At 67.3% G+C, this 23,337-nt stretch carries 19 protein-coding genes; 10 read left to right on the top strand and 9 right to left on the bottom strand.

Features of this window, described 5'->3' with window-relative positions:
- Positions 1 to 15: 15 nt before the first annotated feature.
- Entirely contained in the window at positions 16 to 2,913 is a 2,898-nt protein-coding gene (gene rbbA, locus QB898_RS01130) for a ribosome-associated ATPase/putative transporter RbbA (RefSeq protein ID WP_346429788.1), read from the bottom strand.
- Positions 2,910 to 4,025, bottom strand: a complete 1,116-nt coding sequence (locus QB898_RS01125) for an HlyD family secretion protein (RefSeq protein ID WP_279523463.1) — start codon at positions 4,023 to 4,025, stop codon at positions 2,910 to 2,912. Before QB898_RS01125 ends, rbbA begins: the two co-directional genes overlap by 4 nt.
- A gap of 153 nt (positions 4,026 to 4,178) precedes the next feature.
- Between QB898_RS01125 and QB898_RS01120 the strand changes: the two genes are divergently transcribed.
- Both QB898_RS01120 and QB898_RS01115 read left to right on the top strand, forming a co-directional pair.
- Positions 4,179 to 5,936, top strand: a complete 1,758-nt coding sequence (locus QB898_RS01120; protein WP_279523462.1) for a PHA/PHB synthase family protein — start codon at positions 4,179 to 4,181, stop codon at positions 5,934 to 5,936.
- Positions 5,937 to 6,012: 76 nt separating this feature from the next.
- The gene (locus QB898_RS01115) at positions 6,013 to 6,519 is read left to right on the top strand and encodes a phasin family protein (protein ID WP_279523461.1); all 507 of its coding nucleotides are present in this window, start codon (positions 6,013 to 6,015) and stop codon (positions 6,517 to 6,519) included.
- Between the two features lie 444 nt (positions 6,520 to 6,963).
- Here the strand turns inward: QB898_RS01115 and QB898_RS01110 are convergent, their stop codons facing one another.
- Positions 6,964 to 8,127: a D-alanyl-D-alanine carboxypeptidase family protein gene (locus QB898_RS01110; protein WP_279523460.1), complete on the bottom strand. Its 1,164-nt coding sequence runs from the start codon at positions 8,125 to 8,127 to the stop codon at positions 6,964 to 6,966.
- A gap of 48 nt (positions 8,128 to 8,175) precedes the next feature.
- Positions 8,176 to 8,829, bottom strand: coding sequence for an alpha/beta hydrolase (locus QB898_RS01105; RefSeq protein ID WP_050716076.1), 654 nt, complete (start codon positions 8,827 to 8,829; stop codon positions 8,176 to 8,178).
- 363 nt (positions 8,830 to 9,192) lie between these two features.
- Here QB898_RS01105 and QB898_RS01100 point away from each other — a divergent pair, with 363 nt between their 5' ends.
- The 7 genes from QB898_RS01100 (at position 9,193) to QB898_RS01070 (ending at position 17,527) form a co-directional block, all read left to right on the top strand.
- Positions 9,193 to 10,872, top strand: coding sequence for an NAD+ synthase (locus tag QB898_RS01100; protein WP_102282835.1), 1,680 nt, complete (start codon positions 9,193 to 9,195; stop codon positions 10,870 to 10,872).
- 118 nt (positions 10,873 to 10,990) lie between these two features.
- Positions 10,991 to 12,631, top strand: coding sequence for a phosphoethanolamine transferase (locus QB898_RS01095; protein ID WP_279523459.1), 1,641 nt, complete (start codon positions 10,991 to 10,993; stop codon positions 12,629 to 12,631).
- A gap of 44 nt (positions 12,632 to 12,675) precedes the next feature.
- Entirely contained in the window at positions 12,676 to 13,992 is a 1,317-nt protein-coding gene (locus tag QB898_RS01090) for an RsmB/NOP family class I SAM-dependent RNA methyltransferase (protein WP_279523458.1), read from the top strand.
- A gap of 61 nt (positions 13,993 to 14,053) precedes the next feature.
- The gene (gene upp / locus QB898_RS01085) at positions 14,054 to 14,689 is read left to right on the top strand and encodes a uracil phosphoribosyltransferase (protein WP_279523456.1); all 636 of its coding nucleotides are present in this window, start codon (positions 14,054 to 14,056) and stop codon (positions 14,687 to 14,689) included.
- Positions 14,690 to 14,730: 41 nt separating this feature from the next.
- Complete coding sequence (locus QB898_RS01080) at positions 14,731 to 15,096, top strand: DUF4398 domain-containing protein (protein ID WP_279523455.1); 366 nt, start codon at positions 14,731 to 14,733, stop codon at positions 15,094 to 15,096.
- Positions 15,097 to 15,147: 51 nt separating this feature from the next.
- Positions 15,148 to 16,050, top strand: a complete 903-nt coding sequence (locus tag QB898_RS01075) for an OmpA family protein (protein ID WP_050716071.1) — start codon at positions 15,148 to 15,150, stop codon at positions 16,048 to 16,050.
- A 289-nt stretch (positions 16,051 to 16,339) separates the two neighbouring features.
- Positions 16,340 to 17,527: a PepSY-associated TM helix domain-containing protein gene (locus QB898_RS01070; protein ID WP_279523454.1), complete on the top strand. Its 1,188-nt coding sequence runs from the start codon at positions 16,340 to 16,342 to the stop codon at positions 17,525 to 17,527.
- Positions 17,528 to 17,740: 213 nt separating this feature from the next.
- Here QB898_RS01070 and QB898_RS01065 read toward each other — a convergent pair whose 3' ends face one another.
- The 5 genes from QB898_RS01065 to QB898_RS01045 form a co-directional block, all read right to left on the bottom strand.
- Positions 17,741 to 18,160, bottom strand: a complete 420-nt coding sequence (locus QB898_RS01065) for a BLUF domain-containing protein (RefSeq protein WP_279523453.1) — start codon at positions 18,158 to 18,160, stop codon at positions 17,741 to 17,743.
- Positions 18,161 to 18,167: 7 nt separating this feature from the next.
- Positions 18,168 to 18,884, bottom strand: coding sequence for a GTP cyclohydrolase I (gene folE / locus QB898_RS01060; protein ID WP_102282839.1), 717 nt, complete (start codon positions 18,882 to 18,884; stop codon positions 18,168 to 18,170).
- A 68-nt stretch (positions 18,885 to 18,952) separates the two neighbouring features.
- Positions 18,953 to 19,312, bottom strand: coding sequence for a hypothetical protein (locus tag QB898_RS01055; RefSeq protein WP_279523451.1), 360 nt, complete (start codon positions 19,310 to 19,312; stop codon positions 18,953 to 18,955).
- Complete coding sequence (locus tag QB898_RS01050) at positions 19,309 to 19,707, bottom strand: phage holin family protein (RefSeq protein ID WP_102282840.1); 399 nt, start codon at positions 19,705 to 19,707, stop codon at positions 19,309 to 19,311. Before QB898_RS01050 ends, QB898_RS01055 begins: the two co-directional genes overlap by 4 nt.
- 125 nt (positions 19,708 to 19,832) lie before the next feature.
- Positions 19,833 to 20,192 (bottom strand): ElaB/YgaM/YqjD family protein, encoded by a 360-nt coding sequence (locus tag QB898_RS01045; protein ID WP_082203286.1) that lies wholly within the window; start codon positions 20,190 to 20,192, stop codon positions 19,833 to 19,835.
- A gap of 85 nt (positions 20,193 to 20,277) precedes the next feature.
- On the opposite strand from QB898_RS01045, the gene QB898_RS01040 reads away from it, so the two are divergent.
- Positions 20,278 to 22,881 carry an ABC transporter permease gene (locus QB898_RS01040; RefSeq protein ID WP_279523450.1) on the top strand — a complete coding sequence of 868 codons (2,604 nt, stop codon included), beginning with the start codon at positions 20,278 to 20,280 and terminating at the stop codon, positions 22,879 to 22,881.
- The last annotated feature ends 456 nt before the right edge of the window (positions 22,882 to 23,337 follow it).

Genomic DNA, 23,337 nt, shown 5'->3' with positions numbered 1-23,337 from the left:
TCTGCGCAGTTTCCACTAGGACATCATGCTATGAATCAAGGAGCTGAAACAGGCCCTTTGTCTCATGCCTCCTGCTTGCGCAGCAGCAGCCGCGCGCCCGCCAGGCAGGCCAGGGCCATGAGGGCCAGCATGGCGTAGGGCCAGCATGGCGTAGGGCCAGCCGAAGCTGCCCGCGCCCAGCCCCTTGGAGAAAGCGCCCAGGCTCACCAGCTGGAACCAGGACGACGGAAACGCCTTGCCGATGACGTAGCTGGCGCCGGTCATGGTCGAGACGGGGTACAGCAGGCCCGAAAAATTGGCCGACGGAATCAGGCACAGCAGCGAGCAGCCGAAGATGGCCGCCACCTGCGAGCGCACCAGCGTGGAGGCCAGCAGCCCCAGCGCCGTGGCCGTCAGCGAAAACAGCAGCCCGCCCGCCAGCAGCGCCCAGAACGAGCCTTTGAGCGGCACGCCAATCACCGCCACGGCCAGCAGCGCCAGGCTCACGAAACTCGCCGCCGCCAGCGCGGCATAGGGCAGCTGCTTGCCCAGCAGGTACTGCCCCACGCTGGCCGGCGAGGCGTAGAGATTGACGATGGAGCCGGTTTCCTTTTCGCGCACCACGCCCAGCGCGGTGAGCATGGTGGGCACCAGGATCATGGCCAGCATGATTACGCCCGGCGTGATGGCGTAGATGCTGCGGAACTCCTGGTTGTAGACAAAGCGCGTTTGCACCGTGACGGGCCAGGCCGCCGCCGCTGCCGCGCTGACGGGCAGCGGCTGGCTGCGCAGCAGGCGCTGCGCGTAGTCCAGCGTGATGGCGCTGGCGTAGGCGCGCACGCTGGCGGCGGTAAAAGGCACGGCCCCGTCAATGGCGAAGTCGATGCCGGGCTGCCGCCCGGCGGCCAGATCGCGCCCGAAGCCCGGCGGCACGTCAATGAGCAGGCGCAGGCGGCCATCGCGCAGCCAGGCATCGCCCTCGGCGCGGCTGGCAGGCGAGGGCTGCTGCGCAAAGTAGCGCGAACCCTGGAACTGCTCGATGAAGTGGCGGCTGGCGGCGCTGCGGTCGTGGTCAATGACGGCAAAGCGGATGTTCTCCACGTCAAACGAGATGCTGTAGGCCGCAATGCACAGCAGCGCCACCGGCCCCAGCAGCGCGAAGGCCAGGCGCAGGCGGTCGCGCGCCAGCTCCAGCGCCTCGCGGCGGGCGAAAGTCCAGGCCAGGGCGAGCCAGCGCGCCAGGGCGCTGCGGGGCGCTGGCGGGGCCGGAGCCGCCGCTTCGGGCGCTGGCGGCGCGGCTGGCGGGGCTGCGGGCAGGACCTCAGGCGCGCCAGCCGCGCCTTCTCCATCCTCCGCGCTTGCCTGGCCATCTTCGCGCGCGGCGTCTTGCAGCCAGGCGATGAAGGCCCGCTCCAGATCGCCGCCGCCGCGCGCGTCAGCCAGCGCCTGCGGCGCGCCCACCACCAGCACGCGCCCCCGGTGCATGAGCGAAATGCGGTCGCAGCGCGCGGCCTCGTTCATGAAATGCGTGGACACGAAGATGGTCACGCCCTCCTGCCGCGACAGGCTGGCCAGGCGCTGCCAGAACAGATCGCGCGCGGCGGGATCGACGCCCGAAGTCGGCTCGTCCAGGATGAGCACTTCAGGCCGGTGCAGGCAGGCCGCCGCCAGTTGCAGGCGCTGGCGCATGCCCAGCGGCAGCGCGGCGGGCAGCGCGTCGGCGTGCGCGCGCAGATCGAACTCGTCCAGCGCGCGCTCCACGGCCTGCGCCGCCGCAGGCGCGGGCATGCGGTACAGCCGCGCGTGCAGCCACAGGTTGCGGCGCACGCTCAGCTCCTCATACAGCGAAAACGCCTGCGACATGTAGCCCACGCGCATGCGCGTGTTCATGTCGCCCGCGCGGATGGGCTGGCCCAGCAGGCGCGCGCTGCCGCTGGTGATGTCCAGCAAGCCGGTGAGCATCTTCATGGTGGTGCTCTTGCCGCAGCCGTTGGAGCCGAGAAAGCCGAAGATTTCGCCGCGCCCGATGCGAAAGCTCACGCCATCGACGGCCGTGAAGCCGCCAAAGCGGCGCGTCAGCCCGCTGGCCTCAATGGCGGGCGCGCCGCCCGTGTCGCGCCAGGGCGCGATGCTCAGCGCGCCGCCCGCCGGGCGCTTGGCCGGCGGCAGCAGGGCGATGTAGGCCTCTTCCAGGCTGGCCGCGCCCGTGCGCTCCATCAGGCTGGCGGGGCTGCCCTGGGCCAGCACGCGGCCTGCGTCCATCGCCACCAGGCGCTCGAAGCGCCCGGCCTCGTCCATGTAGGCGGTGGAGACGATGACGGTCATGCCGGGCCGCTCGCGCCGCAAGCCTTCCACCAGCGCCCAGAACTGCTGCCGCGAGAGGGGATCGACGCCGGTCGTGGGTTCATCAAGAATGAGCAGCTCGGGGTCATGCACCAGCGCGCAGCACAGGCCAAGCTTTTGCTTCATGCCGCCGGAGAGCTTGCCCGCCGCGCGGCCGGCAAAGGGCGCCAGCCCCGTGGCGTGCAACAGCCGCGCCTGGCGCGCCTGCCGCTCGCGCGCGCCCAGGCCAAACAGGCGCGCGAAAAAGTCCACGTTCTCGGCCACGCTCAGCGTGGGGTAGAGGTTGTGCCCCAGCCCCTGAGGCATGAAGGCAACGCGCGCGGCCAGCGCGGCGCGGCCCCGCGCGTCGGCCAAGTCCTGCCCCAGCGTCAGCACGCGCCCGGACTGGATGCGCTTGACGCCCGCCGCCAGCGCCAGCAGCGTGGATTTGCCCACGCCATCCGGCCCCACCAGCGCGATGCTCGCGCCGCGCGGCAGCTCAAGCGACACCTCATGCAAGGCCAGCGCCTGCCCGTAGCGGTGCGTGACGCCGCGCAGCGCCACGGCGGCGTCAGCGGGCGCTGCGGCGGGCTGCGGCGCGCCGCCGCTCAAGGCGCGCCCCCATCAGCGGGCGCGGCCCCTGCGGCCTTCTCCTGCGGCGCCTGCGCGGCGCTTTCCGGGCCAGCCTGCGTCTGCGTCTGCGCTTGCACCTGCAATTGCGCGGGCCAGGGCTGGCTGTCGGTGCGCACGTAGCCGTCGCCCGTGACGCCGCCTTTGAGAACGCCCGGCCAGGCCAGCGCCGTCTCGCGCGGAATGCGCAGCTTCACGCGGTAAACCAGGTTTTCCCGCTCGCTGGCCGTTTCCACGTATTTGGGCGTGAATTGCGCCTGCTCGTCCACCAGGGCCACCGTGGCGGGCAAGGCGGCGGATAGGCCTTCCAGAGTGACGCGCGCCTCATCGCCCACCTTCAGCCGCCCGGCCACGGCAGCGGGGAAGAACACCGTCAGCCAGGCATCGCCCGCGTCCAGCAGCGTGGCGACGCGGCTGCCCGGGGCCAGCATGGCGCCCGGCTCGGCCAGGCGGTATTCGACGCGCCCGTCCAGCGGCGCGCGCAGCTGCAGCGATTCCAGCATGGCCTGCGCCAGCTCAATCTGCGCCTGCGCTTCTTCTGCGGCGTGGCCTGCGGTTTGCACGGCCCCTTGCGCGGCCTCCAGCACGGCGGTTTCGGCGTCAAGCGCCAGCTGGCGCTTTTCCAGCTCCACGGGCGAAATCTGCTGCTGGCGCAGCAGGCTTTGCGCCTGCTGCCACTCCAGCCGCGCCAGCGCCGCCTTGCGCGACTGCGCGGCCTGCCCGGCGCGGGCGCGCGCCTGCTCCGAGCGCGCGCGGGCCAGCGCGGCGCGCGCCTGCGCCAGTTTGGCCTGCAATTCACCGTCTTCCTGCACGGCCAGCACCTGCCCAGCCTGCACGCGCTCGCCTTCCTGAAAGGCCGCTTCGCGCAAGCGGCCAGGGTATTTGGCAGCCACATCCACGCGCGTGAGTTCCAGCCGTCCGTTGGCGCGGTAAATGCCCTCGGGCAGCGCCTGCTGCCGCGCGCCCGGCCACCACTGCGGCCACCACGGCGGCAATTTCTGGCAACCCGCCAGGGCCAGCGCGGCGGCCAGAAGAAAAAAGCGCAAAGGCGGACAGTTGAAACGAAGGGCCAGACGGGCAAAAGCAGCGGTCATGAAAAACTTGATATGGGGCAAAACGCCGGGCATTGTGCGCAGCCGGATCATCCAAGTGATTGATGCGTATCAACTGCGCGCCTGAATTTGAACATGAGTGTTCAATTCATGACTAGCATTGCAGACGCAAGAGAAATTTCATTCCGCAACGCCATGCCAGAAAAAAAACCTGATTCCGCCCTGATGGGCGTGCGCCGCCTGGATTTGCTCACGCATGCCGCCTTGGCGCGCCTGTCGTTTTCCATCTCGCCCCAGTCAATGGCCCTGGCCGTGACGGACTGGGCCACGCACCTGGCGGCCAGCCCCGGCCGGCAGCTTCAGCTGCTGCGTTTGGCCGGGCAGCTTGGCGGACAGCTGCTGGCCTACGCGCAGCGCCTGCTGCTGGCCGATGGCCTGCGGGCCGCGCAGCTGCAAGGCGATCAGCCCCTGGCCGCCGAGCCGCCCGTGCAAGACCGCCGCTTTGCCGATCCGGCCTGGCAGTGGTGGCCCTTCAACCTGCACCACCAAGCTTTTTTGCTGCAACAGCAGTGGTGGGAGGCGGCCACGCAAGACGTGTGGGGCGTGTCTGCGCATCACCAGCAAGTGGTTTCCTTCGCCGCGCGGCAGTGCCTGGACGTGTTTTCGCCCGGCAACTGGCTGCTCACCAACCCCGTCGTGCTGCAACGCACCTGGCGCGAGAAAGGGGCCAACCTCACGCGCGGCCTGAACTACTGGCTGGATGACTTCCAGCGCCTCATGGCCGAAGAGCCGCCCGCCGGAGCCGAGCGGTTCACGCCCGGGCGCGAGGTGGCCGTGACCCCGGGCAAGGTCGTGCTGCGCAACCGGCTGATGGAGCTGATCCAGTACGCGCCCGCCACGGCCAAGACGCGCCCCGAGCCGGTGCTCATCGTGCCCGCGTGGATCATGAAGTACTACATCCTGGACCTTTCGCCGCACAACTCGCTCGTCAAATACCTGGTGGACCAGGGCCACACCGTGTTCTGCATTTCATGGAAGAACCCGGATGAAAACGACGGCGATCTGGGCATGGACGACTACCTGAACCTGGGCTTTCGCGCCGCGCTGGAGGCCATAGAAGCCATCGCGCCGGGCCATGCCGTGCACGCGGCGGGCTACTGCCTGGGCGGCACGCTGCTGGCCATCGCGGCGGCGGCGCTGGCGCGCGACGGGCAACTGGGCCGCCTGGCCTCCATGACGCTGTTTGCCGCGCAAACCGACTTCAGCGAACCCGGCGAGCTGAGCCTGTTCATCGACGAAAGCCAGATCGCGCTGCTGGAAGCGCAGATGACCCAGCGCGGCTGCCTGACCGGGCGGCAAATGGCAGGCGCTTTCCAGATGCTGCGCTCCTATGACCTGCTCTGGTCGCGCCTGCTGGGCGAATACCTGCTGGGCGAGCGCCGCCCCATGAACGACCTGATGGCCTGGAACGCCGACACCACGCGCATGCCCGCCCGCATGCACGCGCAGTACCTGCGGCGGCTTTTCCTGCACGACGACCTCAGCGAAGGCCGCTACCTTGTGGACGGCCAGCCCGTCTCGCTGGGCGCGCTGCGCCTGCCCGTGTTCTGCGTGGGCACCGTGGCCGACCACGTGGCCCCCTGGCGCTCGGTCTTCAAGCTGCACCGCCTCGCGCCCGCCGAAATCACCTTCGTGCTCACCAACGGCGGCCACAACGCAGGCATCGTCAGCGAACCGGGCCACCCGCGCCGCCACTACCAGATGCTCACCCGCCACGCGGGCGGCGACAGCCTGACGCCCGATGCCTGGCTGGCCGCCGCGCCCCGCCATGAAGGCTCATGGTGGCCCGCCTGGAACGACTGGCTGAACGCCCGCTCCGGCAAACCTGCCCAGCCTCCGCGCATGGGCGACGCCGTGGCCGACGCGCCAGGCCAGTACGTATTGCAGAAATAAAAGACAAACCAGGCTCCGGCCCTGGCCCATGCAAAACCCCGCATCGTTTTCCCCACCCTGAAGCAAAGGAGCTTTCATGAGCACGACCCAGGACCAATCCACCCGGAACCTGCCCTTCACCCTGCACAAGCTCAATCTGGAGCTGCAAGTGAAACTGCTGCGCCTGTTGCAGGAAAACAGCCAGCAATGGCTGGACTACAGCCACCGCCTGCTGCATGACAGCATCAGCGAAAGCGACGCCGCCATGCAAAGCCTGCTGGACGCCGACGACTGGCGCAAGCTCGCCGACCTGCCCAATGACGCCTTCTGGCAGAAAGTGCAGCGCCGCCTCAGCGACAGCCAGGCCGCCATGCAGGCTCTTTTGAAAACGCAAGCCAGCTTTTCCACAGGCGCGCAGCAAGCCATGCAAGCCTGGCAGAAGGACCTGGCCCAGATTCTGGGCGCCATAACTCAAGGGCAGCCGCAAAACCCGAGCGGCCAGAACGCCTTGCAGGCCTGGCTGCAACCTTGGCAATGGCTGCAAAACCCGGCCACGCCCGAACCCGCAAAGGCCGAATCCAAAGACAAGAAGCCCGCCCAATAACCAAGCTTTCAAGGCCGCGCCTGCCGTACAGGCCATTTGAAAGTGAAAAGCCTGCTTTCCATCTGGAATGCAGGCTTTTTCTCTTTTTCCACATGGCCCGTTTTCTCGGCAAAGGCCTGTTCAAAGCCAGCTGCAAGGCGCAGAAAGGTTGTGTGACTTGCCGACGATTTGCAAGGCAGCCGCCTTCAAGGCTGCGCTTTTCGTGCTCATGGACAAACAGCAAATGGATTCAGAGGGCTTCAAAAAATAGCTCCTGAATCAATAGCATGAGGTCTTAGTGGAATCTGCGCGAGATGGCTTTCAAGCGCCTTGAATTTGCTCCTGTTTTTGATGCTTTCTGGCAGGCGCAGGCTGCGCTGCCCCAAGCGCTGCACGAAAGCGCGCAAAAAAGGCCGCTGGCAAAGCGGCCTTTTTCATCATGGCGGGGCGCGCAGGCTGCGCCGCTCAGTGCAGCCACAGGCGCATGCCGTCCCACATGCGGCCAAGCCAGCCGGCTTCGGGCACGGCTTCCAGCGCGATGAGGGGCTGCTCGCTCAAGGTCTGGCCGTCCAGCGACACCTTGAGGGTGGCAATGGCCTGGCCTTGCGCGATGGGGGCCACCAGCGGGTCGGGGCGGGCGATTTCGGTTTTCAGATTGCTGGCGCTGCCATGCGGGGCGGCCACGATGATGGGTTGCGTGCGGCCCAGCTTGAGGGTGTTGCTGGCGCCTTTCCAGATGCGGGGTGAGGCGGCGGGTTCGTTGGCGTCAAAGAGTTTCACGCCTTCATAAGCGGTGTAGCCCCAGTTCAGGAGCTTTTGTGACTCATTGGCGCGGGCCGATTCGCTGTCGGCGCCGAGCACGATGGAGATGAGGCGGCGGCCTCCCAGGCCGGGAAAGTCGCGTTTGGCGGTCGCCACCAGGCAGTAGCCAGCGGCCTTGGTGTGGCCGGTTTTGAAGCCGTCCACCGTGGGGTCGCGCTGGAGCAGCCAGTTGCGGTTGTTTTCGTTGCTGGCGGGGGTGCCGGGGTAGCGGTATTTCTTGATGCTGTAGTAGTGCATGTATTCAGGAAAGTCCTGGAGCAGCCGCGTGGAGAGGGTGGCCAGATCGCGCGCGGTGGTGGTGTGTCCCGCTTCGGTCAGCCCTTCGGGGTTGGTAAAGCCCGTGTTTTTCAGGCCCATCGCCTTGGCCTGCTCGTTCATGAGGCGCACGAAGTTTTCAACGGTGCCGCCCACGCCCTCGGCCAGGGCCACGGTGGCGTCGTTGCCGGACTGCACGATCATGCCCTTGAGCAAATCTTCCACGGGCACCTGCATCTTGGGGTCAATGAACATGCGCGAGCCAGGCATCTTCCACGCGCGTTCGGAGACGGGCAGGCGCTGCTCCAGCGTGACTTTGCGCGCGCGCAGGGCGTCGAACACCAGATAGGCGGTCATCAGCTTGGTCAGGGAGGCTGGTTCGACAGGCTCGTCAATATCTTTGGCAGCCAGAATCTGGCCGCCTGCCGTTACGTCCACCAGCATGTAGGCGCGCGCGGCGATGTCGGGCGGCTGGGGCAGGGTCTGGGCGGTGGCCGCCAAAGCGGCTGCGGCGAAAAAAAGCGCGGCCAGCGCGCGGGCAAATCGCGTCATTTCAGGATGAAAAAAGGGGGAAAAGGACGGGGAAAGGACGGTTCAGGCTCAAGCCAGGGAGCGCAGATGGCGCGCGGCCAGCCCCTTGAGCAGCGGCAATTGTCCGTGAAAGAAATGCCCGCCTCCGGGAATAACCGTGACGGGAAGTGACTGCGGCCGCGCCCAGTCCAGCACGGCGGCCAGGGGCACCGTGTCATCGGCTTCGCCATGCAGCACCAGCGTTTTTTCATGCAGGCTTTGCGGCACGGGCGGCACGGCAAAGCGCGAAGCGGCCGTGCCCACCAGCACCAGCGCCGCCGGCTCGTCACCGGCTTGCGCCAAGCTGGCTGCGGCCTGCGCGGCCACAAACGCGCCGAAAGAAAAACCGGCCACCGCCAGCGCCTCGCCGCCCTCGCGCGCCTGGCTGATGACGGCCAGCATGTCGCGCGCCTCGCCCCGGCCTTCGTCATGCACGCCCGCGCTCGCGCCCACGCCCCGGAAGTTGAATCGCAGCGCGCGCCAGCCGCACTGCACGAAGGCGCGTGCCAGCGTTTGCACCACTTTGTTGCTCATGGCGCCGCCAAAAAGCGGATGCGGATGGGCGATCACGGCCAGGCCGCGCGCGGCCTGGCTGCCGGGCTGGCTGGCGCCGGGGCGGTCCAGCAGCGCCTCAATGGCTCCGGCCTCGCCTTGCAGGGTGAGAGATTGGGTGTGAGCGTTCATGGGCTGGCGATTTTGCTTCAGAAAAGATAGCTGCCTGCGCCCATTCCACAAGGGCTGGCGGGCGATGGGGCGTTGAGGCCCTGATGCTGAAACGGCAAGCGTGCCAGCAAGCGGCAAAGGGCAGAGGGTGGGCGCGGCAAGCTGCCCACATAGCCCGGGTGTATCAGAAACAGGAGCGAATTCAAGGGGGTCAGAATGCCTCTTCGCGCTGATTCCACTAGGACCTCATGCTATGAATGAAGGAGCGAAATCAGGCCATGCGCCGGGCCGTCTTTTTCTGCGCTTTGCGGCCTGGCCGCGAGCAGGCTCCGGGCTGCCGGGCGCATACTCGCCGCCCTTTGCGCAACCGCTTCTTTCACTGCCATGCCCCTGCACATTGCCATTGCCCAGATCAACCCCACCGTGGGCGACTTGCCGGGCAACGCCCGCCTGATTGTTGAGGCCGCACGCGCGGCGCACGCGCAGGGCGCGCGGCTGCTGCTCACGCCGGAGCTGGCAGTGTGCGGCTACCCGGCGGATGACCTGCTGCTTCAGCCCGGTTTCGTTGCGGCCTGCCAGGCCAGCGTGGCGCGCATTGCGCAGGAGACGGCGGCGCTGGCTGATTTGACGCTGGTGGTGGGCCACCCCGCGCCCGTGGCGGGGCCGCACGAAGCGGGGCGCGCGCTGTGCCACAACGCAGCCAGCGTGCTGCGCGGCGGGCGCATCGTGGCCACGGCGCTCAAGCAAAACCTGCCGGATGACGCCGTGTTTGACGAGCGCCGCCACTTTGTGCCGGGGCCGCCAGCGGCCTGCGTGTTCGAGGCAGGCGAAGGCGCGCAGAGCCTGCGCGTGGGCCTGCTCATTTGCGAAGACGCCTGGCAGGCCGCGCCCGCCACGCAGGCCAGGGCGGCGGGCGCGCAGCTGCTGGCGGTCATCAACGCCTCGCCCTGGCGGGCGGGCAAGCCAGACGAGCGCCAGCAGGCCATGCGCCAGCGCGCGCTGGAAACGGGCCTGCCGCTGGTTTACGCGAACCTGACGGGCGGGCAAGACGAGCTGGTGTTTGACGGCGCATCGTTTGCCTTGCAGGCCGATGGCGCGCTGGCCGGGCGTGCGGCGCGCTTTGAGCCGCAGCTGTGGCCGGTGCGGGCGGCCTGGCAAGGCGGCCATCTGGCGCTGGCGGCGGATTCGCCCGAATCGCCTGAATCACCCGAAGGCCAGCTTTGGGACGCGCTGGTGCTGGCGCTGCGTGACTACGCGCGCAAAAACGGCTTTGGGCAGGCGCTGCTGGGGCTGTCGGGCGGCATTGACTCGGCGCTGGTGCTGGCGCTGGCGGTCGATGCGCTGGGCGCAAGCCAGGTGCGCACGGTGATGATGCCCAGCCCCTACACCGCCAGCATCAGCCTGCAAGACGCGCGCGAAATGGCCCGGCGCGTGGGCGTGCGGCATGACGAAATCGACATCGCCCCCGCCTTTGAAACCCTGCAAGCCAGCCTGGCGCCGCTGCTGGACGGCAAGCCCGCCGACACCACGGAAGAAAACCTGCAAGCGCGCGTGCGCGGCGTGCTGCTCATGGCCTTGTCCAACAAGCACGGTCATCTGCTGCTGACCACGGGCAACAAAAGCGAATACGCCGTGGGCTACTGCACGCTGTATGGCGACATGTGCGGAGGCTTTGCGCCCATCAAGGACGTTTACAAAACCGCCGTTTTTGCGCTGGCGCGCTGGCGCAACGCGCACAACCCCTGCGGCACGGTGGACAACCCCATTCCCGAGCGCATCATCACCCGCCCGCCCAGCGCCGAGCTGCGCGAAGGCCAGACCGACCAGGACAGCCTGCCGCCCTATGAAGTGCTGGACGCCATGCTGGCGCGCGTGCTGGAGCAAGGCGATGGCCGCGCCGAATTGGAAGCCGCCGGCTTTGACCCTGCGCAGACGGCGCAGGTGCTGCGTCTGCTGCGGCTGGCCGAATACAAGCGCCGCCAGTCCGCGCCGGGGCCGTGCGTTTCGCAGCGCGGCTTTGGCAGCAAAGACTGGCGTTACCCTGTCACGAACGGTTTGCGATAGACTCGCGCGCCATTTCCAATAATCCTGTTCAGCCCTGCCGCCAATTATTCATAAAAGTCCGCCAAACCAGCGGACTTTTTTATTTTCCGGCAGCAAGCCATTCCGTCATGATTCAGCCATGAAAATACCTGCGCCGCGCCTGACTTCCACCACGCTGGCGGCTTTTGCCGCGCTTTTTTTCACCCTGCTCAATTACGCCTTTTTTGCCGAGGCCTTGCGCGCCCATCCTTTCCGGGGTGAAAGCGGCGACTGGTTTTTGCTGACGCTGCCGTTTTTCATTTTCTTTTTCATCAACATTTTCGCGCAATTGCTGGCGCTGCCGTTTTTGCACCGCGTCATCATGCCCGCGCTGATCGTGATTGGCGCGGCCATTTCATGGAGCAGCATTTTTCTGAAAGTGTATTTTTCGCGCGAAATACTGAATAATGTTTTGCAAGCCACGTCGGCAGAAACGCTGCGCGTGCTCTCGCCTTCTTACGTCATTTGGGTTGTCGTGTTTGGCATTGCGCCTGCGCTGCTTTATTTGCTGGTGAAAGTGCAATGGCGCTCTTTGGGGCGGGAGCTGGGCTGGCGCATGGCCTGGATAGCGGTTTCGGCGCTGGGCATGGCGGGCATTGCCTGGGGGTTTTATCAGGATTACGCCAGCTTTTTTCGCAATAACCACGGCATCATGAAGCTGGTGGTGCCTTCCAATTTTGTGGGCGCGGCGCTTTCCAAGGCGCGCATGGCCTGGCGCGCGCGCATTCCTTACACCCGGCTGGATGTGAACGCACGCCAGCTGCCGCCCGCGCCTGGCGCCAAAAGGCGCGTGGCCGTCATCATCGTGGGCGAGACGGCGCGCGCGCAAAACTGGGGGCTGAACGGCTACGCGCGCCAGACCACGCCCCGGCTGGCCGCACGCAGCGACATCATCAATTTCACACAGGTTTCAAGCTGCGGCACCGATACCGCCACTTCCGTGCCCTGCATGTTTTCCGTCATGGACCGCGCGCATTATGACGAGGCGCACGCCGAAATGCAGGATAACCTGATGGATATTTTCCAGCACGCGGGCATTTATGTTTACTGGGTGGATAACAATACCGGCTGCAAAGGCGTTTGCAACCGCATTCCCAATGAATTGATCACCCATCGCAATCTGCCCGAATACTGCCAGGGCGGCGAATGCATGGACGATATTTTGCTCACTGATTTCGACAAACTGATTGACAGCGCGCAAGAAAAAGACGCCGTGCTGGTGCTGCACACCATTGGCAGCCACGGCCCGGCCTATTACGCGCGTTATACGCCTGAATACCGCCAGTTCACGCCCACTTGCGATACCAATGAAATTCACCGCTGCACCAATGAGGAGCTGGTGAATACGTATGACAACACGCTGCTTTACACTGACAAATTCATTGCCGACGTGATTGGGCGGCTGGAAAAGCGCACGGATATGGCCAGCATGGTTTTCTACGCTTCCGACCACGGCGAATCGCTGGGCGAAAACGGCATTTACCTGCACGGCACGCCGCGCAGCATTGCGCCCAAAGAGCAAACGCGCATTCCCATGATTTTCTGGTTTTCGCCCGCCTGGCTGCAAGAAGGCGATTTCGACATGCAGTGCCTGCGCCAGCGCGCGCAAAGCGGCTCATACAGTCAAGATAACTTCTACAGCACCCTGTATGCCCTGATGCGGCTGGACACGCAAGCGCCCGGCAGCACCTGGCAGCAGGCGCTGGACATCATCCAGCCCTGCCGCCGGGCGGGCCGCTGATGGCCGTCCGCTGCCCTGCGGCGCAATGGGAAAATTCGCGCCCCATGCACCTTCTTGCCCTGAGCGCCGCCGCCGCTGACTTGCTGCAAACCCTGCTGGCCCATGCGCAGCCTGCCGATATGGCGGTGTCGCAGTTCTTTGAAAAGCGCCGCACAGGCTCGCGCGAACGCGCCCGGCTGGCCGATGCCGCCTACGCCGTGCTGCGCCGCAAGCGCTGGTATGAACACCTGGCGCGCCGCTTTGAAGCCGAAGCGCCCGCCGGTTTTGCCAACAGTGCCGACTGGCCCGTGCCGCGCCGCATGGCTCTGCTGGCGCTGCTTGATGGCGAAGGCGGCGAAAACAGCGATTTTTCAGACGCGCCCGCCGAACTCCGCCCCTGGCTGGCCGCCTGCCGCGCCCTGCAAAGCCAGCCCGCCAGCCTGCCCGAAGCCTGCCGCCACAACCTGCCCGACTGGCTGGCCGCCGCCTTGCAGGCATCCATGACGCAACAGCCGCAAGACTTCTGGCCGCTGGCCGAAGCCCTGCTGCAAGCCGCGCCGCTGGATTTGCGTGTGAACGCCATGAAGGCCAAGCGCCCCGCCGTGGCCGCCGCGCTGGCCGCAAGCGGCATTCAGACGCAGGAAACGCCTTGGTCGCCCTGGGGGCTGCGCGTGGCGGGCAAGCCGCGCCTGACCCATCTGCCCGCGTGGCAGCAGGGCCTTGTGCAAGTGCAAGACGAAGGCTCGCAGCTGCTGGCGCTGCTCACGCAGGCGCGGCGCGGCCAGCTGGTGGTGGACTTTTGCGCGGGCGCGGGCGGCAAAACGCTGGCGCTGGGCGCCATGATGCGCGGCGCGGGCCGGCTGTATGCGTTCGACGCCTCCGCCTACCGCTTGCAGGGCCTTCAGCCGCGTCTGGCCAGAAGCGGGCTGGGCAACGTGCACACCGCCGCCATCGCCCACGAGCGCGACGCGCGCCTCAACGCCCTGCAAGGCAAGGCCGATGCCGTGCTGGTGGACGCGCCCTGCTCCGGCTTGGGCACGCTGCGCCGCGCGCCCGGCCTGAAGTGGCGCACCCGCCCTGAAGACATCGCCCGCCTGGCCGAACAGCAGTTTTCCATCGCCCAAAGCGCCGCCCGCCTCGTCAAGCCCGGCGGGCGGCTGGTTTACGCCACGTGCAGCCTGCTGCCGCAGGAAAACGAAGCCGTGGCGCAGGCCCTGTCAAACGCGCTGCCCGGCTTTGCGCCGCTGCACGCGGGCGACGTTCTCGCCGCCGCCAAAGTGCCGCAGGCGGCCCGGCTCACGACTGAAGCGGGGCATTTGCGCCTGTGGCCGCACTTGCATGGCACGGACGGCTTTTTTGCCGCCGTCTGGCAGCGCCGGTAAGGACAGGCGTTCGCGCCCGCCGCTTCATTTCGCATCGTCTCCTTCCGAAAGAAGAAAACCAATGACACCGCCCCAAGTCCACCACGTCACCCACCCCCTCGTGCAGCACAAGCTCACCCTCATGCGCAACAAGAACGCCAGCAGCACCACCTTCCGCACCCTGCTGGGCGAGCTGGCCATGCTCATGGCCTACGAAGTCACGCGCGACATGCCCACGCATCTGGTCGAGGTTCAAACCCCGCTGGAAACCATGCAAAGCCCCATGATCGACGGCAAAAAGCTCGTGTTCGCCTCCATCCTGCGCGCGGGCAACGGCATGCTCGACGGCCTGCTGCGCGTGGTGCCCAGCGCCCGCGTGGGGCACATTGGCCTGTACCGCGACCCGGCCACGCTCAAGGCCGTGGAGTACTACTACAAGATGCCCGCCGATCTTCAGGAGCGCGATGTCATCGCCGTGGATCCCATGCTCGCCACTGGCCACTCCGCCGTCGCTGCGCTCAACAAGCTCAAGGCCGCCCGTCCGCGCTCGCTCAAATTCCTGTGCCTGCTGGCCGCCCCCACTGGCATCCAGACCCTGCACGCCGCCCACCCGGACGTGCCCATCTACACCGCCGCCATTGACCGCGAACTCAACGATCACGGCTACATCCTCCCCGGCCTGGGCGACGCGGGCGACCGCATTTTTGGCACAAAATAAAACGTTTCAACCACCGCTTTTTCAAACAGAGAGGAAACACCATGCGCATCACCTCCATTGCCTTGCTTGCCGCCAGCGCCGCCCTGCTGGCCGCCTGCTCCAGCGCCCCCGTTCCGCGCGAGCAAATGGCCGTCGCCAAAAGCGCCGTCGAGCGTGTGAACGCCAGCCCCGGCATCGTCAGCAGCGCCCCTGTTGAACTGCAAGCCGCGCGCGACAAGCTCGCCCGCGCCGAGCGCGCGATGAGCAACCGCGACTACGTGCAGGCCCGCCGCCTGGCCGAACAAGCCAGCGTTGACGCCCGGCTGGCCGAATCCAAGACCGCCGCCCTGCGCGGCGAAAGCGCCGTGCGCGAAGTGCAGGAATCCATCCGCTCGCTGGATGACGAACTCCAGCGCCGCGGCCAGTAATTCGCGGCCAGCCATATCTGCGCCATTCCTTTACTCAAACCCCTTATCGCCATGACCCGACAACGCCTTCGCACCTCCGCCTTGCTGGCCGCCAGCGCCGCCGCCCTGCTCGCCGCCTGCGGCGCCAACCCGCCCAACCCCGCGCTTGAAGAAGCCCGCCGCGCCGTCAATCAGGCTGCCGCCACCCCCGCCGTGGCCGAACGCGCCGCGCTCGAACTCAAAGCCGCCTCCGACACCCTGGCCCGCGCTGACCGCGTCTGGGCGCAGGACGGCGACCAGGCCGAAACCGAACACCTGGCCTACCTGGCCCGCCAGCGCGCCGCCATCGCCCAGGCGCAAGCCCAGGCCCGCAACGCCGACAGCCAGCTGCAACACGCCAGCAACCAGGCCAGCCAGCTGCGCCTGCAAGCGCGCACCCGCGAAGCCGAAGCCGCCCGCGCTGAAGCCCTGCGCGCCCAGCAAAGCGCCGAAGCCGCCCGTGCCGAAGCCGCCCGCCAGCAAAGCGCCGCGCAGGCCGCGCAGGCCCGCGTCGCCGCGCTTGAAGCCAAGCTGCGCGAAATCGAAGCCCAGCAAACCGAACGCGGCCTGCTCGTCACCCTGGGCGACGTGCTCTTTGAATTCGGCAAGGCCGATCTGCTCGCCGCCGCCGGCCCGCGCCTGGACAAACTCGCCGAATTCCTGCGCCAGTACCCCGACCGCCGCCTGCTCGTGGAGGGCTACACCGACTCTGTCGGCTCCGCCAGCTACAACCTCGACCTCTCCCGCCGCCGCGCCCAGGCCGTGCAGACTGCCCTCACCCAGCGCGGCATCGACATCAGCCGCATCACCGCGCAGGGCTATGGCAAGGACTACCCCGTGGCCAACAACGCCACTGCCGAAGGCCGCGCCATGAACCGCCGCGTGGAAGTCATCATTGCCGACGACAAAGGCAACCTTCGCGGCCGCAACCAATAAAGAAGCCGCAAGCCATGCCCGCCGGGCCGCCACGCGCGGCCCGTTTTCATTTATGCAAAGCTGCACCAACCCTGACCGTGAAGGGCAGCGAATCGGGATGGGCCGCGAGGTGCAAACCACAGGCGGGTTTTGTCACTTGCTGAAGATTGGCGAAACCCAAGAGCGCCCGGGCCTGCGCTTTTCGCGTCCACGGATAGACTGCGAACAGATTCCTCGATCCATCGCATCCGGCGTGAGGTCATGCAGCTTGCCTTCCTCGCGCCTTTTGCCTTTTCATCCTTTTCATCTCATGACGCCCCAAACCACCCGCGTCTGGCTCTGGCTGCACAAATGGAGCAGCCTCATTTGCACCGTCTTCATGCTGCTGCTGTGCCTGACGGGGCTGCCGCTCATCTTTCACCACGAGCTGGGGCACTGGCTGGGCACTGAAATGCAAGCGCCGCCGCTGCCCGCCGGCGTGGCCGCGCGCGCCGTCACCCTGGACAAAGCCGTGGCCGTGGCGCAGCGCGTTCACCCCGGCCGCGTGGCGCAATACGCCTCGCCCGAAGAAGACAGCGACGATCTCTGGCGCGTGACGATGGCCCCCACGCCCGCGCCCACGGATGACTTCCGCCTTGTCGTGGTGGACGCGCGCACGGGCGACTACCTGGGCACGCCGCCGCTGCACAGCGGCTTTTTGTGGATCATGTTCAAGCTGCACGTGGACTTGTTCGCGGGCCTGGCGGGCAAGCTCTTTCTGGGGCTGATGGGCGTGTTGCTGCTCGTCTCGCTCATCAGCGGCACGGTGCTGTACGCGCCTTTCATGCGCAAGCTCGCATTCGGCACAGTGCGGCGCGGCAGCGACCGCCCGGCCAGCCGCCAGGAAGATGACAGGGCGCGCAAACAACGCGCCGCCCAGCGGCGGCTGAAGTGGCTGGATTTGCACAACCTGCTGGGCATCGTGCTGCTGGCCTGGCTCTTTGTGGTGGGCGGCACCGGCGTCATCAACACCTGGGCCGATTTGCTCGTCAAATACTGGCAGCACGACCAGCTCTCGGCCTACCTGGCCCCCTACAAAGGCCAGCCCACGGTGCCGCAAGGCGAGCGCGCGCCCATTCACCAGGCCCTGCACGCCGCACAAGAGGCCGTGCCTGATACGCGCCTTTATTTCATGGCCTTTCCGGGCACGGCCTTTGCCAGCCCGCACCACTACGTCTTTTTCATGCGCGGCAACACGCCGCTGACGGCGCACCTGCCGCGCCCCGTGCTGGTGGACGCGCGCACCGCGCAAGTGACCGCCGCGCCGCGCCTGCCCTGGTACCTGACGGCGCTGCTCATGTCGCGCCCGCTGCACTTTGGCGACTACGGCGGCTGGCCCATGCAAATTCTGTGGGCGCTGCTGGACGTGCTGTCCATCATCGTGCTGGGCAGCGGGCTTTACCTGTGGCTGAAAAAGGGCAACAAGACGGCCAAAGCGGATTCGGTGCAGCGGCGCTGAAAACGCCAGCCCGCTTTCGCTTTCTCCGACATGCTGGCCTGGGATTATCAAAACAGGAGCAAATCAAAGGGATAAAAAAAGCCGCTTTGCGCTCATTCCACTAGGACATCATGCTATGGATCAAGGAGCGAATAAAAGCGTCTTTTTCCCGCCTTTGCCGTGCGGCACATTCTTTTATGGCCGGGTTTCAAAGCTCGTGCACTGAACAGGCTCTCAGGCGCGGCCAATGCTGGCCGTGGCGACGAGTTCTTCCAGCAGCGCCAGGCTGGCCTGGCCAGGCAAGGCGCAGGGGTCGAGGGCGGCGCGTTCGCTGTATTTGAGGAGGATGGCGGGGTTGATGCGGCGGGTGTCCACAACGCCCATCGTCCAGCCGGCAAAGCGCCTTTCGGTGATTTCTTCGTAGTGCAGCAGCACCACGTCGCGGTGGCGCGCGTCGCGCAGGATTTCGCCGTAGAGGCTGTTGACGGCGGCGCGGCCGCCTTCAATGGCTTGCATGAACACGCCGTCGCCGCAGACCAGCACGCCAGTGATGCCGCGTTCGGCATTGCGCGGCTGGGAGTGCTGGCAGATGGAGGCGATGGTGGCCGCTGCCGGTTCGGCGGCGCGGCTGGCAAAGAGCAGGCGCACGAGCATGGCAGTTTCAGTCCCGGGGAATGAGTGAGAGAAATTCGCGGCGCAAATTGGGCTGCGTGAGAAATACGCCGCGCATGACGGAGTTGATCATCTTGCTGTCCACGTCTTTCACGCCGCGCCAGGCCATGCAAAAGTGCGTGGCCTGCATGACCAGCGCCAGCCCGTCGGGGCGGGTTTTCTGCTGAATGAGATCGGCCAGCTGCACGACGGCTTCCTCCTGGATTTGCGGGCGGCCCATGACCCATTCGGCCAGGCGCGCGTATTTCGACAGGCCGATGACGTTGGTGCGTTCGTTGGGCATGACGCCGATCCACAGCTTGCCCATGACGGGGCAAAAGTGGTGGCTGCACGCGCTGCGCACGGTGATGGGGCCGACGATCATCAGTTCATTGAGCCGCTCGGCGTTGGGAAATTCGGTGATGGCCGGCGCGGCGGCGTAGCGGCCCTTGAAAACCTCGTTCACATACATCTTGGCCACGCGGCGGGCGGTGCTGGCGGTGTTGTGGTCGTCTTCGGTGTCGATGACCAGGCTTTCGAGCACGCCTTGCATTTTGGCGGTGACTTCGTCGAGCAGCTGCTCCAGCTCGCCGGGCTGGATGAAGCTGGCGATGTTGTCGTTGGCGTGGTAGCGCTGGCGCGCGGCTTTGAGGCGCTCGCGGATCTTGGTGGAGACGGGCACGCCTTCGTCTTCGGCGCTGGCAGGCGCAGGGGCGTTGGGGTTCATGGACTGCATGGGCTTTTGGGAGTGGAGCGGAGCGCCGGAGCGCTGATGGCGGGATCGGCGCGCGGGCGTCAGAGCAGGGTTCGCCCTTTGGCCAGGCCCCGCAAAAAGCCTTGAGCCAAGGGGCGGACGCGCTGATAAATCTGCCAGCCAGACCAGACGCGCAGGCCCAGTCCAAGCAGCAGGCGCGGGCGCGTGAGGGCCGCGCCCGCCAGGGCCGCGCCCGCGAGCAGGAGCAGCGGGCCGTGCTTTCGCATTTGCTCGCGCGCCCGGCTGGCAAGGCTGGCAGCGCCGTCGGCCATGCGGGCGGCGGGGCGCAGGGCCTGGCTGCCTTGGGCGATGCGCTCGCGCAGCTCGGCGGAGCGCGCCAGCAGCCGTGCGCGGCGTTCAACAAGGGATTCGGGGCTGGAGGGCATCACGGGAGGCGTCATGAGCGCAGCCTTTCGCAGTCGCGCGCCAGCTCCTGCCGCGTGGCGGCGAACCAGCCGCGCCCATCGCGCGCACGCGCCAGCGCCAGCCAGGCCAAGCCCGCGCCGCCGCCCAGAAAAAGCGCCGTGAAAACGCCCAGCGCGAGCAGCCGGTGCTCATCCCACAGCAGCACGGTGAGAAATACGGCCAGGAACGCCAGGCCAAGGCATAAGAAGGCGGCGGCGGCCAGCGCGCACAGCAGCACGGCCAGCAGGCGGGCGCTTTCTTCGCGCGCTTCCAGCGCCAGCAGTTCCAGGCGCACGTGGGCCAGCTCCAGCGCGTCGGCCAGCAGGCCGCGCAGGCGACTGACGAAGCCGGGGCGGCTGGCGGCGGTATCAGCGGAATCGGCGGCGGGCATGGGCGGGCCTTTCTGGCAGGGGAGACAAAGCAAAACCGGGCCTTGGCAGCCCGGTTCGCGCATCAGACAGGTTTTCTGGCGAGGCGGTTTTCGGCAGGCCAAGCGCGCCTTGTATCAGAGGCCCATCAGCGGCGGCCAATCAGCACGCCAATGAGCAGGCCCAGCGCCGCCGCCACGCCGATGGAAGACCAGGGGTTGTCGTGCACGTAGTCATCCGTGGCGTAGGCCATTTCGCGCGTTTTGGCGCGGATGGCGGCGTCGGCGTCAGCCAGTTTTTCGCGGGCGATTTGCAGGTTCTCGCGGGCGCGGGTGCGCAGCTCGGCCAAGCGGCTGTCGGTCTGGCCGGCGGTGGCGCTGAGCAGATCTTCGGCGTCGGCAATCAGGCGGCGCAGGTTGGCGGCCAGCTGTTCCTTGGTTTCGATGGCGGCTTCTGTCAGCTGCTCGGAGGCGGCGGCGACCTTTTTGGCGGCTTTGGATTCAGGCATGGTTGGCTCCTTGCGAAAGGTGGAAAGACACTTGCGCGGCATGATAGCAGCGGCCAGCTTCTGCAAGCCTGCTACCTTCGCCGCCATGAATCAAACGGTTTCGGTGCTGGCGCTGGGCTGGCGGGGGCTTTGGCGCGATGCGCGCGCCGGGGAGTTGCGGCTGCTGATGCTGGCCGTGCTGCTGGCGGTGGCGGCGCTGGCTTGCGTGAGTTTTTTTGCCGACCGGCTGCAAGGCGGCTTGCGGCGCGACGCGCGACAGCTGCTGGGCGGCGATGTGGTACTGGCCAGCGACCACGCGCCCGCGCCGCAGTGGCAGGCCAAGGCGCAGGCGCTGGGCCTGCAGACGGCGCTGACGCTGAATTTCGCGACGATGGCGCGCGCGCCTGACAGCGCGGCGGGCGAGCCGGGCGCCAGCCGCCTGGTGTCGCTCAAGGCCGTGCCGCCGGGCTATCCGCTGCGCGGCAGCCTGCGCGTGGCCGATGGGCCGGATGCGCCCGATGCCGCCACGCGCGAAGTGCCCGCGCCCGGCCAGGCGTGGGTGGATGCCGCGCTGCTGGAGGCGCTGGACATGGCCCCCGGCCAGAAGCTGATGCTGGGCGATGCGGCGTTCACGGTGGCCAAAGTCATCACGGCCGAGCCAGACCGGGGCAGCGGCTTTGCGGGCTTTGCCCCGCGCGTGATGCTGCGCGAGAGCGATTTGGCCGCCACGGGCCTGGTGCAGCCGGCCAGCCGCATCACCTGGCGGCTGGCGGTGGCCGGTGATGGCGCGGCGGGCGACGAGGCCGTGGCCGCTTTCACGCAATGGGCCGAGGCGCGGCTCAAGGGCGCGGACAAGGCGGCATCCGCAACGCCTGCTGCACCGGACACACCGGACGCACCGGACACGCGCGGCATGAGCCTGGAGTCGCTGGACAGCGGCCGCCCCGAAATGCAAACCACGCTGGCGCGCGCCGAAAAGTTTCTGAACCTGGTGGCGCTGCTGGCCGCGCTGCTTTCGGCGGTGGCCGTGGCGCTGGCCGCGCGCGCTTTCGCCCTGCGGCGGCTGGATGACGCAGCCCTTTTGCGCGTGCTGGGCCTGCCGCAGCGCGCGCTGGCGGGCGCTTACGCGGTGGAATTTTTGCTGGCCGGGCTGGCAGCCAGTCTGGCGGGCGTGGCGCTGGGCTGGGCGCTGCACCACGCTTTCATCTGGCTGCTGGCCGGGCTGGTGCAGGCGGATTTGCCCGCGCCCGGCCCCTGGCCCGCGCTGCTGGGCCTGGGCGTGGGACTGACGCTGCTGGCTGCCTTTGGCCTGCCGCCCGTGCTGCAACTGGCGCGCGTGCCCCCGCTGCGCGTGCTGCGGCGCGATATGGGCCAGCCCAAGGCCGCTCCGCTGGCCGTGCTGGGCCTGGGCATGGCCGGTTTTGCCGCGCTGCTGCTGGCCGCCAGCCGCGACGCCACGCTGGGGCTGATGGCTGTGGGCGGCTTTGCGGGCGCGGCGCTGCTTTTCGCCCTGCTGGCGCGGCTGGCCGTGGCCCTGCTGCGCCGCTGGGCGGGCGCGGCGGATGGCGCCCCGCGCTGGCTGGCGCTGGCCGCGCGGCAAATCACCGCCCGCCCCGCCCATGCCGTGGCGCAAGTCAGCAGCCTGGCCGTGGGCTTGATGGCGCTGGTGCTGCTGGTGCTGCTGCGCACTGACCTGATGGCCAGCTGGCAGCGCGCCACGCCGCCTGATGCGCCCAACCGCTTCACCATCAACGTCATGCCCGATCAGGCCGAAGACTTTCGCGCCGCCCTCGCGCAAGGCGGCGTGCGCGGCTACGACTGGTATCCCATGTTCCGGGGCCGCCTGGTCAGCATCAACGGCCGGCCCGTCACTGCCGCCAGTTTCAGCGACGAGCGCGCGCAGCGCCTGGCCGAGCGCGAATTCAACCTCTCCCACACCCCCACGCTGCCCGCCCACAACAGCCTGGCCGCCGGCCGCTGGCAGCCCGAAGAAGCGGGCGCGGCCAGCGTGGAAGAGGGCCTGGCCGCAACGCTGGGCATCCGCCTGGGCGACACGCTGGGCTTTGACTTTGCCGGCGCCACGCATGAAGTGCGCGTGCGTTCGCTGCGCAAGGTGGACTGGGGATCGCTGCGCGCCAATTTCTTCGTGCTCCTGCCCGTGAGCGAATTGCCCGATGACGTGGCCTACACCTGGATGGCCGCCTGGCGCTCGCCCGGCCAGCCGGGTTTTGACAATGCCCTCGTGCGCCAATTTCCCAACATCACCAGCATCGACATGAGCGCCACTTTGGCGCAGGTGCAGCGCGTGCTGGCGCAAGTGATTCGCGCGGTGGAATTTCTTTTTGCCTTCACCTTGGCGGCCGGGCTGCTGGTGCTGGTGGCCGCCATCACCGCCACGCGCGAAGAAAAAGCGCGCGAATTTGCCATCATGCGCGCCCTGGGCGCTTCTGCCGCCTTGCTGGGTAAGGTGCAGCGCGCCGAACTGGCCGGCGTGGGCCTGCTGGCCGGTGCGCTCGCCAGCCTGGTGGCCAGCGTGCTGGGCTGGGGGCTGGCGCGCCACGTCTTTGAATTTGACTGGACTGCGCCCCTGGCTACGCCTTTGCTGGGCAGCCTGGCGGGGGCGGCCCTGGCCCTGGCCGCCGGCTGGTGGAGCCTGCGCGAAGTGCTGCGCCGCCCCGTGGCGCAAACGCTGCGGCAGGCGGGCGAATAACCGGAGCGAATGCCGCTGCCTCTTTTCACGCTCACGGCCAACCCGTGCTCCTTGCGGCGCGGTGGCGCCAGGCGTTTTGCGGCGGCTGATTCGCCAGCGGGAATGAACGCAACGGCAACACGCAGCCCATGCTGAAACGCTTGTTCAAAGTCCGCGAACGCAGAAAGCGCGGACTTGGGCAGTCCATGGCGTTGCAAACGCCTTGTCAGGCAGCAGGCGGACAGTCAGGCCTTGCGCCTTGCGGTCCATCCCGATTCACTCTTTTCCCCTCACGGCTCAACTCTGGGCAGAATCTCAGAAACAGGAGCAAATTTGAGGGGGCCAAAACACCGGCCTGCGCAGTATCCACTAGGACATCATGCTATGAATAAGGGAGCTAAAATAGACCTTCCAACGCTCGCCTACAGGCGCTAAAAAACGACCCCGACGGCCTGTTGCGTCGCAATTGGCTGGCCG

Source organism: Ottowia cancrivicina, from assembly GCF_029813755.1.
Taxonomy (GTDB): domain Bacteria; phylum Pseudomonadota; class Gammaproteobacteria; order Burkholderiales; family Burkholderiaceae_C; genus Ottowia; species Ottowia massiliensis.
Note: the sequence above shows the minus strand (reverse complement) of the source record. Positions and strands in the feature narration are given on the sequence as shown.